The organism is Cytobacillus oceanisediminis 2691 (assembly GCF_000294775.2).
GTDB lineage: Bacteria > Bacillota > Bacilli > Bacillales > Cytobacillaceae > Cytobacillus > Cytobacillus pseudoceanisediminis.
In genome coordinates this window covers 179,368-198,123 of sequence record NZ_CP015507.1, presented here as the reverse complement: position 1 = coordinate 198,123, position 18,756 = coordinate 179,368, and the positions used below count along the sequence as shown (strand labels likewise).

Here is an 18,756-nt window from a genome sequence, read left to right as displayed (position 1 = left end):
ATTATTAGGTATTTATTAAGACAGGGCTTGATAGTATATAAAAAAGAGAAAGTAGAAATAAAAGTTGACTCAATTGGAAAAGTAAAATCACTGTTTTGTTTTGCTTTTTGCTAATTAATCATTGTAATTTATTTACTAATATTATTTGTTTTAACCATTAGACAGGATAATGTTATTTATTTTGTATAACATATTCAGGTATTTTCTCTTTTTTATTTTACCCATTAGGAATCTCACCAAAGCGAAAATAACTTACGTATTACCTTGTGTCTTTTCTGCACATTAAGTGCATATTTTTGTTGTAATCTTTATTTGATCGTTTGAAGAAGAATTAAGAAAATGAATAAACTTGAGAGGCGCGTGGTCTATATAGAATATATAGGGAAAAGGACTCTGATTCGTTCTCGCCACGTGTCATCTTTAGTTTGTCTTCTTCCTGAAATGATCCTATAATTGGTAACAGGAGTGAGATCTATGAAAAAGTCTTTATTATTAGCAGTACTTGCCTTAGCCTTTAGCCTAGCAGCATGTGGACAGGCTGAAGAAAAAAATAACAAGGTTACCGAACAATCCGAAACTCAAACAAATGAAGATGGAAACGTGGGCGAGGGAGCATCCGATAGCTTTTTTGAAGTCTTTGATGGGAAAATTGATCACATCCATGGGGTAGGCTATTCCGGAAATCAAAGTAAGCCCTTTTATGCAGCTCATGATGGATTAAAAGTTTATGATGGAGGGAAATGGTTTAAAACTAAGGAACAAAACAATGACTATATGGGCTTTAATGCAACCAAAGACGGCTTTTATACGAGTGGTCACCCTGGACAGGATTCAAGCCTTCCAAATCCATTAGGAATACAAAAGAGTACCGATGATGGAAAAACTCTTGAACATTTAGCTCTTGAAGGTGAAACAGATTTCCATCTGATGGGAGTGGGGTATGAAAATCAGGTGATTTTCCTAATGAATCCACAGAAAAATTCCATGATGGAAAAGGGAAAATTCTATCTTAGCGAAGATAATGCAGAGACATGGAAGGAAGTAGCAGCAAATGGTCTTGATGATACATTGCTTAGTGTGGCTGTACATCCTCAAAAAGCTGATTATTTGGCTGCCTCAGGTCAGCAAGGAATATACCTGTCCAAGGATAAAGGTGAAACCTTTGAACGAATCTCGAAAAGCGGACAAGGCACATCCGTCTTTTTTACAAATGACAGCTTAATCTACGGGACTTACGATGGTACAGCTAAACTGACAAAGGTTTCTCTGTCTGATGAAACAGAAGAGGAAATAGCATTGCCTAAAATGAAAGAAGATGCAGTTATGTATTTTGCTCAAAACCCAAATAATGAACAGGAAATGACGTTTGTTTCTTTTAATGGAGACATATATTATACAACTGATGGCGCTAAAAACTGGGATGCCATTGTAGAAGCAGGCAAAATTAAATAAATTAATTATAAAGATCGAAGGCTTTCTTCGATCTTTTTTGCTTTTTAAACAGCTATTATTAACCTTATACTGTCCTTACATCACCGCTTCTTTGTGCTCTACAATATGGCTTTGGTGCATAATGAAGTCTTCTGCTATTACCCTCAATTAATATCTTAAACCCTTCTGCTCCCTTTCGTATTTTATCTTATGCACTTGTATATTAACTGCATAGTTTCACGATGATGTTTTTTATTTATAGCTTATTTTTAAAGCTACCCCAAAATTTTAGTGGTAAATATGCATTTTTTGTTGAGTTTATTTAAAAAATGCAGTGGTAAAACTGTATAGAAGAGTTGATAGTAAAACTTTTTTGAGGTGAAATAATGAATCAGGAATCGAACCATAGTACGCATGGACATGAATCTCATGTCCATACGGTACTTTCTAATAGCGTAGAAGAAATACAAACTGAATGGAATGTCAGTCCTGCTACTGTTAAACCTAAGCAAGATACTGAAATTTCTTTATCAATCAAAAGCAACGGAAAGAATATGATTTCCTTCTCAGCTGTACATGAAAAACAAATGCACATACTAGTTATAAGTCACGATCTAAGTATTTTTCAACATTTGCATCCCAATTATGATGGGGAAGGTAAGTTTATTGTAAAGACCACTTTCCCAAAAGCAGGAAAGTATAAAATATTTGCTGAATTCCTTCCAGATGGTTCTGCTCAGCAACTTGCCAAGTATGACGTAAAAGTAGAAGGCGAGGAACAGGATGAAACAGTCAATTCTGATAAGGAGTTAAAAAAGCATGTAGATCAATTAATGTTTGAGTTGAAATTCGATGATTTGACCGTAAAACAGCCTGTACTGATGACATTTACTGTTACGGATAGCAAAGGCAGCAAAATTACGGATTTGGAGCCTTACCTTGGAACAGCAGGACATGTAGTCATTGTAAGTGAAAAAATGGACGAGTTTCTCCACGTCCATCCAAAAGATGAGGCCGCTAAAGGACCGGATGTGGAATATATGACTACATTCCCTATTTCAGGAAAGTATAAAATTTGGGGACAATTTAAATATCTTGGAAAGCTTTATACGGTTCCATTTGTAATAAATGTTCAGGTAAGTAAATAATATAAATGGCCTAATTATAAACTAGCGCACACTTTTTAGGTGTGCCTTATTTAGTTAAAGGGGTAACATTTATTATTTACAGCCTTCTCAGAAACGGAGGGAAGATAATGAAAGAAGAGGTTGTAGATGCAAAACTGAAAAATGTTCAGTCTAATAAAGATAGGCTAAAAATTATTACAGTGCTTGCCATTCCGGCTGTAATCGAAAATTTTTTTCAAACCATCCTTGGTTTTGTAGACACCTACTTTGTATCAAAGATAGGCTTGGCCGAAGTGTCTGCTGTAGGAGTTACCAATGCAGTCCTTGCTATCTATATTGCCCTGTTCATGGCAATTGGGGTGGCTGCAAACGTTAGAATTGCAAATTTTCTTGGAGCGAACTTACCGGAAAAGGCAAGGCATATTTCCCAGCAATCTGTAGTAATAGCCATACTGTTTGGTTTGCTTACTGGAGTAATTACCCTTTTTTTTGCAGAACCATTACTGAAGCTTATGGGAATAGAGGCTAAAGTGTTAGAAGCTGGTTCTCTTTATTTTCGAATAGTAGGCATTCCGTCTATCTTCATGTCTTTAATGTTTGTATTGAGTGCCATACTTAGAGGGGCTGGAGATACAAAAACACCGATGAAAATCAGCATCATAATTAATATTGTGAATGCGGTATTGGATTACGTCTTGATATTCGGCTTTTTATTTATTCCAGAAATGGGAATTGTGGGAGCTGCACTTTCTACTGTATTTGCCCGTGTTGTTGGAAGTATAGCACTGCTTTATCACTTAAACCGGTCCGAGGTTCTCACTTTTCGAGAGGACTATTGGAAACTAGACAAAGAGCATTTAATGGAGTTGACGACTCTCGGAGCTCCAGCAGCGGGTGAACGATTAGTAATGCGTGCTGGCCAAATCGTTTATTTCGGCTTTGTTGTGGCACTCGGAACAAATGCCTTTGCAGCCCACCAAATCGCAGGAAATATTGAGGTCTTTTCATATATGATTGGTTACGGGTTCGCAACGGCAGCAACAATACTAGTCGGACAGCAAATTGGGGCAGGTAACCTAGATGAAGCGAGAAGATATGCCAAACTTACAACCGTCTTAACTTTAGTATCAATGTCTGTTCTAGGGGCTATGCTATTTTTTCTTGGTGAATGGGCGGGAAGATTCTTTACAGAAGATCAAGAGGTAGTCGGAAACATAGGAACAGCTTTAAAGATATCGGGAGTTTTTCAACCTTTTTTAGCTGTGCTTATGGTCTTAACAGGGGCATTCCAAGGTGCAAATAATACAAAATTCCCAATGTACCTCACCGCCATTGGAATGTGGGCTGTGCGTACACTCCTTGTCTATTTATTAGGCATAAAGCTAGGCTGGGGTTTAGCTGGTGTCTGGATTGCGATAGGCGCTGATATAGCATTCCGGGCTATTGTGCTGGTTATTCAGTTCAGAAGAGGAAAGTGGATGGCTCTTGAAAAAGCACCGGAGGCAGAGTCTGAATGCCATCCGCAGACAACAAAGGAAACAATGTCGTCTTGCATAAACAACTATTAATTTTTGATTTTTGCTAAGAACCAAGGTAAGAATTTGTGTGCTTTTTAATGAAAAAGGACCATAAAAGGTCCTTTTTCATTTTTCTATAAAAATAGGGGGATCTTTATTATATGTTAAAGTTTTGCAAGATTTAAGGATTTAAATAAAACTTTAAAAAAAGTTGCACTGCTTTTATTATTATGATAATTTCCTCACAATAAAAATTTGTCCAACATTTACATAGCAGGATATCCGGAATTTATAAAAGTCATTACCGCAAACCAGCCAAAAACAAGGAAGCTGCCAAATCCAAATAACACACCTAGGAAATTTTTATTTTTTAATGCACTAATTGTTCCAAAACCAGCAAGTAAAGCGACTAGTCCAAAGATAATTACAATGCCCACCCGAAAACACTCCTTTCTTATTATTTTTTAACCTCTCAAAAAAAGCGACCTTTTTTTAGGCCGCTTTTCTATGTCTTCTAGCGGTAGTACTATTCTGGTTTATTATTAGCATTTGGATCAGGAGTAAAACTTGGCTTAAATCCATCGTACTTGACCATATTTACCATTCCAGCTGTGGCATGGTGAAGATCATGACAGTGGAACAGCCAATTGCCTGGGTTATCGGCTTTAAACGCAACAACATATTCATCACCCGGTTTTAAGTTAATGGTATCCTTCATTATCGGAGAGCCTTCTACAGGTTTTCCATTCTTGCTAAGGACCTGGAAGAAGTGGCCATGAAGGTGCATAGGATGATCATCCATCATTGAATTATTAGTCAATGTCACCTTAACGAGATCGCCTTCTTTAACATTTATATTATCTGATTTAGGGAAAGTTTTGCCGTTAATCGTATAGACCATTTCATTGTCATCCATCGCTGTATTCAGATCCATTTTATATTCAACATCATATTTCTGATCCAGCGAAAATTCCCCTTGTTTAGAAGCGCCATAATTAACAAATGTGAATTCTGGAAGTTCTTCGGACTGATTAGATTTATCTGTTGAATTAGAAAAGTTTTCATATTGAATTTTTGTATTCATTCCACTTGTGCCTTCCATGTCACCGTGGCACTCGATGAACCATTCGCCAGGGTTGTCCGCAGTAAACTCAATGTCATATCGCTCCCCTGGTGCTATTGAAATAACTTGATCTTTGATTTCTTTTGGTTCTTTTAGTTCTTGTCCATCGATGGCTGCCACTTTAAAATCATGGCCATGCAGATGGATCTTATGAGACATATACCCTACATTGACAAGACGAATTCTGACTTTTTCTCCTTCTTTTACTTTTAAAGGCTCAATGCTATCGCCGCTTTTGCCATTTATTGAAAAGATATCGTAGGCGCTCATGTCGTGGCCCATTTCCCCCATTTCATTCATGCTGTCATTGCTATCAGACCCCATACTGCCGTGATCCATGCCGCTCATACCTGAATCCTCTGAATCAGCCTCTTTATCGCTGTCTTCTTCTGAACCCATGTTACTGTGATCCATACCTTCCATACTTGATTCACCCTCTTCAGGTTTGCTCATCCACTCATCAAGCATTAGGGTATAGTCGCGATCATATGTCTTCTCTTTTGGTTCTACAATAAAAGAACCGTAAAGACCTTTATCCATTTGCTCAACAGCATTTTGATGGGTATGGTACATGTATGTTCCAGGATCCTCCGGGGTGAATTCATATGTGAAGGATTTACCTGGCTGTACCGCATTTTGTGTTACACCTGGTATCCCGTCCATTTCATTAGGAACCCTAATCCCATGCCAGTGTATGGACACAGGTTCATCAAGTTCATTTTTAAGATTTATTTTTACTTTTTCGCCTTGTTTTACCCGAATTTGGGTACCGGGAACAGAGCCATTGAATGTTAATGCATCCACACTTACGCTCTCATTCAGTTGATGTTTGCCTTCTTTAGCAACAATGTTTATTTCGTTTCCTGTCAGTGTTTCTGTGGCGGTTGTAGTTTGTAGTCCCTCTACTTTTTCTTTTTCATCTGTATTATTTTCTTCTTCCATGTCCATGTTCCCATGGTCCATTCCACTCATGCCGCTATTAGAACATGCAGCAAGAAATAAGATAGAAAAAAGGAATATAGCAAGCAGTTTAAGTTTCATGACTGAATACCTCCTATAATTATTCAAACAAATCATAATAAAAATAAGTGCAGAAATTATGGATAAAAAATTTTTTGCAGATTTTTTTTGGTTTTTAGTTAAAACAATATTCATATTTGTTTCAGGCTCTTTCTGAGGATCATAGAAATTTCTGCAAAAAATAATGTTAACATAAATCCTAAATAAGGGAGGTAGCGAGAATGGATAAATGGAGCAGACGAACATTTATTTCAAAAACGCTAAAAGGAACAGCGGGTGTATTTGCCATTTCAGTTCTTCCTCTGGGTTTGACAGCCTGTAACAACAGGGAAAGGGTGGATACGAGTGCGATGGCCAGCTTAGGGCCAATCAGTGAACTGGATGGGGGAATTTCCAAAGAAAGTCCCTTAGAAAACAACAGTTCAGGATGCCTGGGTTGAACAAAAAATGGAAGGGTTTGTATACATCAATAAAACCGAAAATGATGATTCTTTAATCATAATGTCGCCTAGTACACATTTAGGATGTATTGCAGGAAATGCAGAAGAAGCCATTAAGAAAGAAGGAATTACCTTTTACTGCCCCTGTCAAGGTGGAAGGTATGATGAATTTGGTTTTAATGTCGGAGGACCTCTACCAAGACCACTGGATGTTTTCAAAACGTATATCCAAGACGGTAATGTTTATATAGCTATTCTTAGCCCAATCAAAAGGGAAAAATCAAAAGGATGAACGGAGTGATGTCATATGTCGTGCTGTTCGAATAAGAAGGGGAAAATTAGAAAAAATAGAATACCAACCGGTATATTTTTAATAGTCTGGTCTTTGATTGTGGGATTGATAGGATTAATCAGTTTATTTTTCAGATAAAATAAACTAGTAATTCCTAATGAACAGGCAACAATTTGGTTTGTTCATTTTTTTGCGTTGAAAATTCTTATCGTACATTCCAAATATGAAAATTTTATGGAGTTCAAAAGATTGTTAGACTTTTTAAAAATAAACTTGGCATAGTGAAATAAATCACTATTGTATTCTTTTTTAGTTATTATGCTTTCCTTAAATTCGAAAAGGAGGAACATATAATGAGTAATATAAAAAAGAGTGTATTTATTTTTCTTTTGCTTTTAGGAGCGATACTGGCAGGATGTAGTTCAGCAAGTAATGCTGGGGAAGATAAAAAGAGTGAAGAGGAACCTGTTTCCAAAGTAGAAAACAAGGAGCGGGAAGTAGATGGGAATAAAGAAAAGGCCGATGAGAAGACAGCTGTTCAATATTATTTCACCGCAAACGAGGGAGGAAGCATCTCTAAAATTGATGCAGCTAATAATTCAATTGTATCGACAATAGAAGTAGATGGTTCGGTTCATAATGTGCAGGTTTCACCAGATGGAAAAATGATTGGGGTAACGGTGGTGCCTAGTATGGCAGGGCACGGTGGAGAGGATGATGGTCACGGAGAAGAAATGGAAATGGGTGCAAAAGCTATTTTTTACAGCATTGAAAACGATGAACTACTGCAGGAAGTCGAAGTTGGCAACCATCCTGCCCATATTGTTTTTTCAGAGGATGGGAAGTACGCTGCCGTAACAAACAATGAAGACAATAATGTGACCGTCATTGATATGCCGAGTTTTAATGTAATTAATACAGTGGAGACAGGGAAAGGGCCACATGGATTCAGAATTTCATCAGATAGCAAGAGAGCTTATATTGCCAACATGGGTGAAGACACAGTAAGTGTTGTTAACCTTGAAACCATGAAGGAAGAAAAGCGAATCAAAGTGGGAACAGCTCCTGTAACTACGGGTGTTACTTCTGATGGAAAAACGCTTGTCGCTACATTAAATGGAGAAAATGCTCTCGCTGTGGTTGATTTGGCTACTGATAAGGTTGATAAAATTCCAGTGGGGACTGGTCCTGCACAAGTATATATTGATGAGAAAGATCAGTTTGCCTATGTTGCAAACCAGGGAACAGAAGAAGATCCTTCTAGCAGCGTTACAGTTATAGATCTTATTGCAAAGAAAGCAACTACCGAAATCAAAACTGGAAAAGGTTCGCATGGAGTGGTTACAAGTCCAGACAATAAGAGGGTGTATGTTACGAACATGTTTGAAGATACGGTTAGCATCATCGATAAGGAACAGAATAAAGTCATTCAAACAATTGAAGTAAAAGGAGTGCCGAATGGAATAAGTATTACTAATTAATTCATATGCTATCCTCATCCTATATTCCTTTACAAACGGTTACAGCAGAAACTGTGCCAAAGGGAGAAGAGATGTATATGACAACTGATAAATGGTAATTAAAGAGCATGGGGGCGATACCCTTTTTGAACCTGAGACAGTGGAAAGCTTAATAAGCTGAAATGCAATCATGATTTTAAGATTGAGATAATAGATTACAAACATTTGTCAAAGTAAGAGTAATTACCATTACAAACCAGGCGGCTTTTTCTTATTGTGCTAAAGGGGCAGTTTAGTTAAAGAAGGAAATTAAATATATTTAGCGAATTTGATAAAGAAAATCTCGAAAAAGAAGGAATTTTTTTATGGAATATAGGGATCTAATGAATCAGAAAGGTTACTTCTATCTTCACAGCTTAATAGAACCTGAAACCAATTTGTTAAGAATTTTCGTTGATAGATGTAAAGTAAGCCAGCAAGTTGAAGATATTGAAATAGGTAAAAATATTATAAGAGACACACACCCAATAGAAGTCGATGAAGAATTGCCAATAATACAGTTAGACTTTGATTCATATGTATCTTATTCAATTATTAATGAGTCATTTACTGTTTTAGACGACTATGAAATCTTTGAAGGGGAGTCATTTCGAATATTTAAGAAATCAAGATATTTAGACTTCATTAACAAAGGTACTATCGCTAACGATGTATTTCCAGAAGAACAACTTGTTCATTACGAGATAGCCTGTTTAGACCATATCATTGATGTTATTTCTTTTGATGAACCAATAGTTACTGAAATTAATAGGAATTGTTCTTCAGCTAACGGTGCGATTCTTCAATAATGGAGGATCGCTTTTTCTTATTCGACTAACGGGTCAGGTTTGTTCAAGAAGGAGCTTCTTAAATAGAAGTTGAAGATAATACATACTTATTTAATATTAAAGGGTGAAATCATTAAATGTGGAAAGAATTTATCACTTCTATTTCTATGGAACATCAGTTTAAAAACCCTGCAACCAAGTTTGAGATTGCTCAGATAAAAAAGGGATTAAATGTTGAATTACCAGATGAATTAGCTGCCTTATTTAATGAAACAAACGGTGTGTTTGACAACTGGAATTGTCCTTTGGTTTGGTCAACTTCCCAAATTATTAAGGACAATCTATTTTATAGAAATTTTGAAGGGTATAGAGATATTTATATGCCATTTGATGATCTATTCTTTTTTTCAGATGCAGGTAATGGCGATTTATTTTGTTATGCAATCTTAAAAAGCGGGACCATTGAAAAAAACGATATATATGTTTGGAATCACGAGGATGATAGTCGAACCTGGGTTGCAGCCTCACTAAAACATTTTATTGAAGGTTGGATCACTGGTAAGATTGACATTTAATTTCTTGTTGTACTAACCGGGCAGGTTTGTTCAATAAGAACAATCTTTATTAGAGCTAGTTAAGAATCAAAGGAGGGGATGCTTTGAAAAAGAAAAGATATATGTTATTTGTTATGGCTGGGCTTTTATTAGTTGTAGTGACTGGGATTTTTATGAGTAAACCAAATGAAAATGAATTTGTTCAATGGTTTGAAAAAGAATTTGATGTAAATTGCCTCGATACTGATTTTGATTGTTCATCTTTAGAAATAGGAGGTAAGACGTATAATCACACAGATGGGTACTATGATTCTTCAACAGGATTTTTGGCCATGGCAATGCAAATCAAAAGGCTCTACAGAAATGCTAATGATCCCAATGAGTTCTTTTCGATTGAAGCAAAAGGGTTCCTCGGAGACTTTAAAGAGATCGAGTTCATACAGAATAAAGTGGATATTAGATAACTATACCAAATTCACTATTCAACAGACGGGTGCTTTGGATAAAAATCTAGCTGCTAAAATGCAGCCTTTTCTTATTCAATAAACGGGGCAGGTTTGTTCAATAAGAATTAGTTAATATCGACTTTGACGAATTATAATTATAGTGTTAGTAAGTGTTTGTAAAAGGAGAAAATAAAATGCCTGTTATTGAGCATCAACAATTTATTAAAGCACCTGTTGAAGTATGTTTTGACCTTGCTAGAAACGTAGATATTCATACTCAAACGACCTCTAAAACTAAGGAAAGAGCTGTTAGTGGAGTGACAGAAGGGTTATTAGAACAAGGCGATACTGTTACCTGGGAAGCCATCCACTTTGGTATTAAACAAAGGTTGACAGCCAAAGTGACATTAATGGAAAAACCTCATATGTTTGTAGATGTTATGGTGAAGGGTGCATTCCATTCCTTTGTTCATACCCATCAATTTATTGAAAAAGCTGGCGGAGCTATTATGATTGATAAATTTCAGTATAAATCACCATTCGGACTAATTGGCATAGTAGTGGACAAGTTATTTTTAGAGAAATATATGAGGGCATTTATTGTTTCCCGTGCAAAGGCATTGAAAAAGATTGCTGAAAATATGGATTAACCTCGTCATAAAAAAGGTGCTTGTGTTTAACTGCTAATCGAGTAGCTTTTTCATTTTGAACTAATGGACAGTATAGTTCCATAAGGAACAGTATTTACATTAGTTTTTTACAATCATTAAAAAAGGGTTTTTAGTGAATAAACCAGAAAAAAAATAGATAGGAGGTGGTAATATTAGAGTCGCAATAATTGGTGGTGGTTTTGGATTAAGAGTTCAAGCACCTATAATTAAAACTCATCCAATGATGACGGTAACTGCTGTTAGCACAATGGAGCGTCATCAACTTCCTGATGTATTAACAATTGGTGATAATCCTCCTACACATTATAAGAACTGGGCTGAAATGTTAGATAAAGAGGAAATTGACCTCTTATTTGTATCTTCCATACCAACTTATCATTTTGAAATGGTTAAATACGCTATGAAAAAAGGAATAAATGTTGTATGTGAAAAACCCTTCACGATGAATAGTAATGAATCAAAGGAGTTAATTAAGCTATCTAATCAGTATAATAAAAAGGTTGTTATAGATTTTGAATGGAGATATCTTCCTGCCCGTCAAAAAGTCAAAGAGTTAATTCATCACAATGCTATTGGTAATATTATTCATTTTGAATACCATATTTCAAATCCCAAGTATCAGATTCTTCAATCAATGAAAATAGGTTGGATGGGAGAAAGACAGAAATTCGGAGGAATGTTAGGTGCATTAGGGACACATATGATTGATTGTTTGAGATGGTTAGTAAGAGATGAAATAGAAACTCTTAATGGGCTAGTGTATACTCACGTTTCCAAAGGAGCAGGAGAACATAGAGATGCAGATGACGCTTTTTTTGTTCACGGAAAGATGAAAAGAAACTCTACCTTCTCAATTCAATTTTTATCAGGTATTAACCACGGATTCGGTTCTAATTTAAAAATTTTCGGTAGTTTAGGGACAATCACATTAAGCAATGACAACAAACTGTGCTTTGGAGAAGCAAATAAAGAATTAACAGAAATTACAGTACGAAAAGAAGGGAGTACACCCTCGCATCTATCTATGGAGGCAAGTGCTTACTATCCAGCATTTTATCCATTTATTGGAAAAGTCTATAATTACATTGAATATGATAAAGTAGATAGTGATTTACCAACAATCCTAGATGGACACGTAAATCAAGTAGTAATAGATAGGATTTTGTCTAATTAATTTCCCTTTCTTATTCGGCTAACGGATGCGATTCTTCAATATGAAGGTCGCCTTTTTTCTTATTCCATAAGAAAGTTTGTGAAATGTTGCACTTAAACTAACGGGTGCTTCGTATTATAGAGTTAACCAGTTTTTACTGGTTGCTCTTTTTTTTATAGGACCTATTATTTCAGTAGCCAGGGTAGAACGTACGGGTGCGTGGGAGTTAGATCTCGTCAACTAAACTGTTCGCCCCCTACTTGTAGAATGATGTTTGAGGCTGGTTGGGACAAATGATCTCGTATAACAAGCGAAGCTATGGAACTACAGGAAGGTATAGGGGTTACTGGTGAGTAAAACTAAGGGAGAGATATTAATGAATCCAGTCATTGGCCTAGATGTAGCCAAAGGAGAAAGTGAGGTTCAAGCCTTTTTAGATAAAGACAAGCCGTTCGGGAAAAGTTTCAGTGTAAAGCATACCAAGGAGGATTTAGATTCGCTTATTTCTTTTTTGAGAGAGATAGAGGGACATAATGGGGTTAGACCAGCAGTTATTCTTGAATCTACAGGACATTACCATACACCGATTATTCAATGTCTTGAGGGATGTCAGTATCTAAACATCTTGGTAAATCCCATCATTTCTTATCAAGCTAAGAAAACAAGCCTTAGAAAGGTAAAGACTGATGCCGTTGATGCATATCACCTTTGTGTTCTTTACTACAAGGAAGAATTTGAGCCATATAAGAAAAGAGGACTGAGACTTCTAAACCTGAGAACATTGTCAAGGCAATACGAAACCGTTACGAACCTTTACATCCAGGCAAAACTTCAGTTTCATACTCTTCTTGATCAGATATTTCCTGAATACAGGGGAGTCTTCGGGGATTTATTTTCGAAAGTTTCTCTTAAAATATTAAAGGAGTTTCCAACATCCGAAGATGTACTGATGGCAGGAAAAGCAAAGATTTTGGCACGAATTAAGGAAATGCGTATTAAACGATCCCCAAGTTGGATGAGGGAGAAGGCACACAAATTAATGGCTTCAGCTAAGAGGAATCCATTCCAACAAGGTGTTTATGAAAGCCAGTTGTTCAGTTTGGATATGTATATCAATATGCTTCTTCAATACCAAGAACACCTATCAAGCTTGGAGAGGCAGATAGATGTCCTGGCAGAAGAAATTGAAGAATGTAAGATAATCCAATCAATTCCCGGTATAGGAGAAAAAATCGCGGCAACGATTATTTCTGAAATCGGGGAAATTGACCGGTTTAATCACCCTAAAAAACTTGTGGCTTACGCAGGAATTGATCCAAGTGTCCATTCATCAGGTAAGTTCACCGCTACGATAAATCATATTACCAAACGAGGTTCAAGCCGATTACGGCACGCTTTATATATGGCCGTTTTATGCGGTATAAGAAGCTCGAGGAACAAGAAGCTAAAAGAGTATTATGATCGGAAACGAAATGAAGGAAAGCCTTCAAAAGTAGCAATGATAGCTTGTGTAAACAAGCTTTTACACTGTATTTATGCAATCCTAAAAAGGAATGAGCAGTTCCTAGATATGGCTTAATCAACAAGAAAAAGCAGCTAATAAAAAACCTTCCAAAAGGTATTTGGAGGGTTATTTGGCGTGCCTTCCAAAGTATAACACGGAAGAAAAAAATTTTTAATAAGAAGTTCTTGACTCCTATTAGCTGGTTAGTTGAATAATCCAATCTAAAAAGTCGGTTGCTTCCGTACAGGAATTCGACTTTTTTAGGTTGAATATCACAATTCATGTTTCTTTAATGCTATTTTTGATATCGCGTAATTTGGAAAAAAAGAAAGATATGACCTATTTTTACACGTATCTCTGCTGAACCCCAATATATATATATAAATTAATTACTAACTGCTGTATATTTTCTCTAATCGAATACGTCTAGTATTCAGGAGGGGAGTAATGAATGAGTTAAATAAGAATAATGCATTGAATACAGAGCTTAACATCGTATATAGGTACTTACGTAAATTAGGAATTTCACAAGCTGATGCTGAGGATGCTGTTCAGGAAACTGCGTACAAATACTTATTGTATTACGATTCTATTAAAGCTTCAAAAATACGTAGTTGGCTAATACGTGTAGCATTAAATTTTTATTATGATCAATGCAGAAAACAACAGAGATATAAGCTTGATTTAGATGCAAATGTTACAAAATTAGTTGCGGCGGATCAGCCAGAAGAGTTCTTTCTTGAAAAAGAGCGGAACAATCATCTTTCGTTTGCAATTTCCAAGCTAAAGCCGTACTTTAAAGAACTATTATTGTTAAAGTACCAATCCGGCTTATCCTATAAAGAAATTGCAGAGCTGCTGGGATCAAATATCAATTCAGTAAGGACAAATTTATTTAGGGCTAGAAAACAACTAGCGAAGATTTACAAGGAGGAAAGCGATGAGTAATAAACGTATATCAAAAGAAGAGGATGAGAAAGAGATTGACTTTATGAGCAAGCCTTCCTTACAGTTAGCCGTAAAAAGATCCAAGATAAAACAAACATTCAAATATATTGGCATTACTGTTTTTACAACAATCGTCTTATTATATGTACTGATAAGCGGCAGCCAATACATACTAAATCAGCGTATTGAAGATGACAACCAGAAGTCTCTTTTGGACCCCATTTATGGCGCAAACCTATCATCGGGTGGTGGCTCTTATAATTATGATCTATTAAGTGTAACAGTAGACGAAAGTACTTTTAAGACCGTAGGAGACCGTTCTATATTATGGGATACGAAAATAAAAAAAATACCTTTATTCGGCAGGATAGAAACTCTTAGTCAAGGGAGCGGTATGGTTTATACTACTTCACTTGATAAAGAAGCTCACCGGCATATACGCTATAACAATTTTAATAATGAACGAAAAATTGATTTTTATTATCCGGGTTTGAGATACGATTATTTACCTCATGAACTCGATATTGCTACTGATTTAGATAAAAATAAGTTAATTGAAGTAGCAATTTCCTTTGATAAGCCAATGACCTTAGCTGATGTTTCCAAGCAGCTTGGTTATAAAAATGTGAATTGGTTATGGGTAGACACGTCGACGAAAGCTCAAATGCATAGAATGGAAGATGAACTAGATAGTGATAGTGTAAAGACAAAAGGCGGGGGTGGAGCTTTTGGATTTGATATTAATCCTCAAGAGCCTTATGCCAACCAACATGAAGAGTTTTTTATGAGAACGCTTGAAGAATTAAAGAAAAGAGGAGTCCGTAAAAGTCTAGTCAACGATGCTTTAAAAGGAATTGAGGAAAACACCCGTTCCACTGAAGGGAAGATTCGTTATAACGGAGCTGTTGTGACGGGAACAGCTGAAGAGCTTAAACGTTTTCAAGACCTTTCTTTCATTCGTGCCTCTGTTCTCGGTGCTACAATCGATAAATATTAATGGTATTGTAGGGGAACGGAAACGATTCAAAGAATGAGGGGCCACTATGGAAAACAAAACACAAAATAAATAATTAGATGTTTAATGTCAATCGAGTTGTTTCAGAAAAGGGTGCTATTATTCAGTAAGACATGTAATAGCGCTTCAGCAATACTGAGTCATTATTAAAAGAGCTTAGACAATTTTTTTCATGTTTCTTAGTGTAGTAAAGTTACTTACATCAAAAATTAAACATCCGTATTTTTAACCTCGTCCTATATATAGAACGGGGTTATGTTTGTTTGAGCTTTTTAATTAAATTAACTTCTATTATTACTTTACATTATTGTTGGTTACAATTTTAAAAAAAAATTAATCATTCTTGCATATTTTCTCGACATTATCCAGTTAAACTGCTAATTACAAATAGGAACGAAGAGGTGATAACCTATGGAAAATATTGAGGCGCTTGATCGCATAGCCTTCGAACTTGGGCCGATTACAGTTTATTGGTATGGACTAATTATTGGAACAGGGTTGTTTTTAGGATGGCTTCTTGCGACAAGAGAATCAAAAAAACTTGGACTTGATAAAGATATTTTTGCGGATTTATTACTGTGGGCGATTCCAATATCCATTTTGAGTGCCAGATTATATTATGTTGTATTCAAATGGGATTATTATATTGATAATCCCAGCAAGATTTTTGCGATATGGGAAGGCGGCATTGCTATCCATGGAGCATTAATAGGTGCAGTATTAACAGCAATCGTTTTTGCCAAAAAAAGAGGTGTTTCGTTTTGGAAACTTGCTGATATTGCTGCACCGAGCCTAATTCTTGGCCAGGCAATTGGTAGATGGGGTAATTTTATGAATCAGGAAGCGCATGGAGGGGAGGTTACCCGTTCTTTCCTTGAAGGACTTTTCTTACCGGACTTTATTATCAATCAAATGTATATTGAAGGTACCTATTATCATCCTACATTTTTATATGAGTCTCTATGGAATATTGCAGGCTTTGTCATTTTGATTGTTATTAGGAAACTTCCTTTAAGACGTGGAGAAGTCTTTCTTTCATACATTATTTGGTATTCTATTGGCAGATTTTTTATAGAAGGGCTTAGAACGGATAGCCTCATGCTAACAGAATCTTTAAGAATAGCCCAAGTTATGTCCCTCAGCCTAATTATAGGTGCAGCAGTTATGATTGTTTTTAGACGAAAGTTTGGGAAAACAAATAATAGCTATGCGGGGGGTTAATTAATCAGCAAAGCACTAACAAGAAGCCATTGTTGGTGAAGATTTGATTCTGTTATTGCTTACAACACTACCAATTATGCAGTTTTTGTGGAGTTTATGTATAAGGTGGATGGGTAGAATTGAGGTATGTAAAAAAATTACCTTTTAGATTTAACAGTACTCCTTATTACTAGCCTTATCAGAGTTAAAATCCGAGGATACACATAATGGAACTCGAGGTTATAACACAAAAAATATAAAAAAGAAGAAAATTGATAAATGATATTGCTTAAGAGTTATCCTGTAAATATTTGCTGTCTGAAATCAGACAGCTTCTTTATTTTCGAATTAGCGGAGGCATCAAATGAAGCTAAAAAATCTTATTTCATCTATTGCTGGGACAAATGAAAATGTAGCTGATATTGAAGTAGTTCAAATTCAATTCAAATCAAGAAATGTAAAAAAAGGAGATATCTTTGTTGCGATCAAAGGATTAAGGCATGATGGTCACAATTTTATAAATGAAGCCATCTCCAAAGGAGCGGTCGCTGTTATAGGTGAAGAAAACAATTATTCTCTACCTGTTCCTTACATCAAAGTAGAAGATACAAGGAAAGCTCTTGGGAGACTTGCAAAAACACTATATAGAGATCCTTCATTGATTCATAACATGATTGGGATTACAGGAACAAATGGAAAAACCACAACAGCTTATATGGTAAAACACATTTTCGAAACTGCAAAGGAGTCCTGTTCACTCTTTAGCACTGTCTCAAATGTTGTAAACGGAATCGAGCTTATGTCTACTGCAACAACACCCGATATACTAGAATTAAATAATATGCTGAGGATGAGCACGGATAAGAATGTGGTGATGGAAGTTTCATCACATGGTCTCCATCAGAAGAGGGTAGAGGGTTTGGAATTTAATTATGGGGTTTTCACCAACCTTACTCATGATCATTTAGACTATCATCAAGATATGGATGATTATTTTAATACAAAAGCAGAACTATTCAAGCTTCTGAAAAAAAATGGCGAAGCAATCATTAACTCATCCTGTCCCTGGGGAATGAAATTAATGAATCAACTTAAAAATAATAGACAAACTGTCTTTTCTTATGGAAATTCGGAAAACGACGACCTTCAGTTATTATGTACGGAAGCTGGAATTTCAAAGATAAAAGTAAAGGAATCGAATGAAATATTTGAGATCAAAATGCCTATGCCAGGCAAACATAACTTACAAAACGCACTTGGTGCGATACTATGTACATTGCGGGCAGGGGTAAAAATCCAGAATATCATATATGCCGTAGAAAATTTCCCTGGTGTTCCTGGACGTTTTGAAGAAATTCGACATCGAGGTGCTAATTTTATCTTAGATTACGCGCATACTCCTGATGGTCTAGAAAACCTTTTACAGACTGTTAAAAGCATGAAACAAAATAGGATTATTCACATTTTTGGGTTTAGAGGGAACAAAGATAAGACTAAGCGACTAGATATGCTCGACATTTCTGCTAAATATTGCGATGAGATTATTTTAACGTTTGATGATTTAAATGGAGTTTCGAAAGATTTAATGGTAACCGATTTGGAAAAAGCAGTAAAATATCTTGAAAGTAGGAATGTCCACTTGATTATAGATAGGACAAGGGCTATTGAATATGCGTGGAAAAACTCTGAAAAAGGGGATCACATAGTGATAACCGGCAAAGGGCCTGAACCATATGAGCAAGAGTTTGAAATTCCCACCGATAACGATGCAGGAACAATTAAATATTTATTTTCAAAGTATTACAATACATCTAAGGCTTAAATAAAGATTACCAAGATAAAATAGCAAGAACACCATTTTATTTCAGAGAAAATCAAATTTTACTGAATGTACGAAAGCCCATGTTTATACAATGGACTTTCGTACTTTTTTATTGTTAACTGCATATTTTCTTGATATTAATGTGTAATAATATTTTTTATCTTTTATCACAGCGACCTATTTCAATTAAAAGGAAATGACCTTGT

18 protein-coding genes are annotated in these 18,756 nt (G+C 35.8%); 16 read left to right on the top strand and 2 right to left on the bottom strand.

The window, feature by feature from the left end:
• Positions 1-474: 474 nt before the first annotated feature.
• The 3 genes from A361_RS28110 to A361_RS28100 all read left to right on the top strand — a co-directional run bounded on the left by A361_RS28110 (position 475) and on the right by A361_RS28100 (position 4,126).
• Positions 475-1,452: a F510_1955 family glycosylhydrolase gene (locus tag A361_RS28110; protein WP_019380845.1), complete on the top strand. Its 978-nt coding sequence runs from the start codon at positions 475-477 to the stop codon at positions 1,450-1,452.
• A gap of 365 nt (positions 1,453-1,817) precedes the next feature.
• Positions 1,818-2,579, top strand: coding sequence for a hypothetical protein (locus tag A361_RS28105; protein ID WP_019380846.1), 762 nt, complete (start codon positions 1,818-1,820; stop codon positions 2,577-2,579).
• Between the two features lie 107 nt (positions 2,580-2,686).
• Positions 2,687-4,126 carry an MATE family efflux transporter gene (locus A361_RS28100; protein ID WP_019380847.1) on the top strand — a complete coding sequence of 480 codons (1,440 nt, stop codon included), beginning with the start codon at positions 2,687-2,689 and terminating at the stop codon, positions 4,124-4,126.
• A 215-nt stretch (positions 4,127-4,341) separates the two neighbouring features.
• On the opposite strand, the gene A361_RS29195 is transcribed toward A361_RS28100, so the two are convergent.
• Positions 4,342-4,512, bottom strand: coding sequence for a DUF2759 domain-containing protein (locus A361_RS29195; protein ID WP_019380848.1), 171 nt, complete (start codon positions 4,510-4,512; stop codon positions 4,342-4,344).
• Between the two features lie 89 nt (positions 4,513-4,601).
• Positions 4,602-6,239 (bottom strand): multicopper oxidase family protein, encoded by a 1,638-nt coding sequence (locus A361_RS28095; RefSeq protein WP_019380849.1) that lies wholly within the window; start codon positions 6,237-6,239, stop codon positions 4,602-4,604.
• Positions 6,240-6,439: 200 nt separating this feature from the next.
• On the opposite strand from A361_RS28095, the gene A361_RS31090 reads away from it, so the two are divergent.
• The 13 genes from A361_RS31090 (at position 6,440) to A361_RS28035 (ending at position 18,550) form a co-directional block, all read left to right on the top strand.
• The gene (locus A361_RS31090) at positions 6,440-6,658 is read left to right on the top strand and encodes a hypothetical protein (RefSeq protein ID WP_019380850.1); all 219 of its coding nucleotides are present in this window, start codon (positions 6,440-6,442) and stop codon (positions 6,656-6,658) included.
• Positions 6,659-6,665: 7 nt separating this feature from the next.
• On the top strand, positions 6,666-6,950 hold the full coding sequence (locus A361_RS31085; protein ID WP_019380851.1) for a ubiquinol-cytochrome c reductase iron-sulfur subunit: 285 nt from the start codon (positions 6,666-6,668) through the stop codon (positions 6,948-6,950).
• 353 nt (positions 6,951-7,303) lie between these two features.
• Positions 7,304-8,431 carry a beta-propeller fold lactonase family protein gene (locus A361_RS28085; RefSeq protein ID WP_019380852.1) on the top strand — a complete coding sequence of 376 codons (1,128 nt, stop codon included), beginning with the start codon at positions 7,304-7,306 and terminating at the stop codon, positions 8,429-8,431.
• Positions 8,432-8,775: 344 nt separating this feature from the next.
• Positions 8,776-9,258, top strand: a complete 483-nt coding sequence (locus A361_RS28080; protein ID WP_019380853.1) for a hypothetical protein — start codon at positions 8,776-8,778, stop codon at positions 9,256-9,258.
• Positions 9,259-9,374: 116 nt separating this feature from the next.
• The gene (locus A361_RS28075; protein ID WP_019380854.1) at positions 9,375-9,812 is read left to right on the top strand and encodes an SMI1/KNR4 family protein; all 438 of its coding nucleotides are present in this window, start codon (positions 9,375-9,377) and stop codon (positions 9,810-9,812) included.
• Positions 9,813-9,895: 83 nt separating this feature from the next.
• Positions 9,896-10,255, top strand: a complete 360-nt coding sequence (locus A361_RS28070; RefSeq protein WP_019380855.1) for a hypothetical protein — start codon at positions 9,896-9,898, stop codon at positions 10,253-10,255.
• 176 nt (positions 10,256-10,431) lie between these two features.
• A complete protein-coding gene (locus A361_RS28065) occupies positions 10,432-10,887 on the top strand; it encodes an SRPBCC family protein (protein WP_019380856.1) in 456 nt (151 codons plus the stop codon).
• A 157-nt stretch (positions 10,888-11,044) separates the two neighbouring features.
• Positions 11,045-12,082 carry a Gfo/Idh/MocA family oxidoreductase gene (locus tag A361_RS28060; RefSeq protein WP_335582815.1) on the top strand — a complete coding sequence of 346 codons (1,038 nt, stop codon included), beginning with the start codon at positions 11,045-11,047 and terminating at the stop codon, positions 12,080-12,082.
• 355 nt (positions 12,083-12,437) lie between these two features.
• On the top strand, positions 12,438-13,640 hold the full coding sequence (locus A361_RS28055) for an IS110 family transposase (protein ID WP_019380858.1): 1,203 nt from the start codon (positions 12,438-12,440) through the stop codon (positions 13,638-13,640).
• Positions 13,641-14,012: 372 nt separating this feature from the next.
• Positions 14,013-14,513, top strand: coding sequence for an RNA polymerase sigma factor (locus A361_RS28050; protein WP_019380859.1), 501 nt, complete (start codon positions 14,013-14,015; stop codon positions 14,511-14,513).
• A complete protein-coding gene (locus A361_RS28045; protein WP_019380860.1) occupies positions 14,506-15,510 on the top strand; it encodes an anti sigma factor C-terminal domain-containing protein in 1,005 nt (334 codons plus the stop codon). The genes A361_RS28050 and A361_RS28045 overlap by 8 nt, the downstream gene beginning before the upstream one ends.
• A gap of 429 nt (positions 15,511-15,939) precedes the next feature.
• Positions 15,940-16,749, top strand: coding sequence for a prolipoprotein diacylglyceryl transferase (gene lgt, locus A361_RS28040; protein ID WP_019380861.1), 810 nt, complete (start codon positions 15,940-15,942; stop codon positions 16,747-16,749).
• Between the two features lie 343 nt (positions 16,750-17,092).
• The gene (locus A361_RS28035) at positions 17,093-18,550 is read left to right on the top strand and encodes a UDP-N-acetylmuramoyl-L-alanyl-D-glutamate--2,6-diaminopimelate ligase (protein ID WP_019380862.1); all 1,458 of its coding nucleotides are present in this window, start codon (positions 17,093-17,095) and stop codon (positions 18,548-18,550) included.
• The last annotated feature ends 206 nt before the right edge of the window (positions 18,551-18,756 follow it).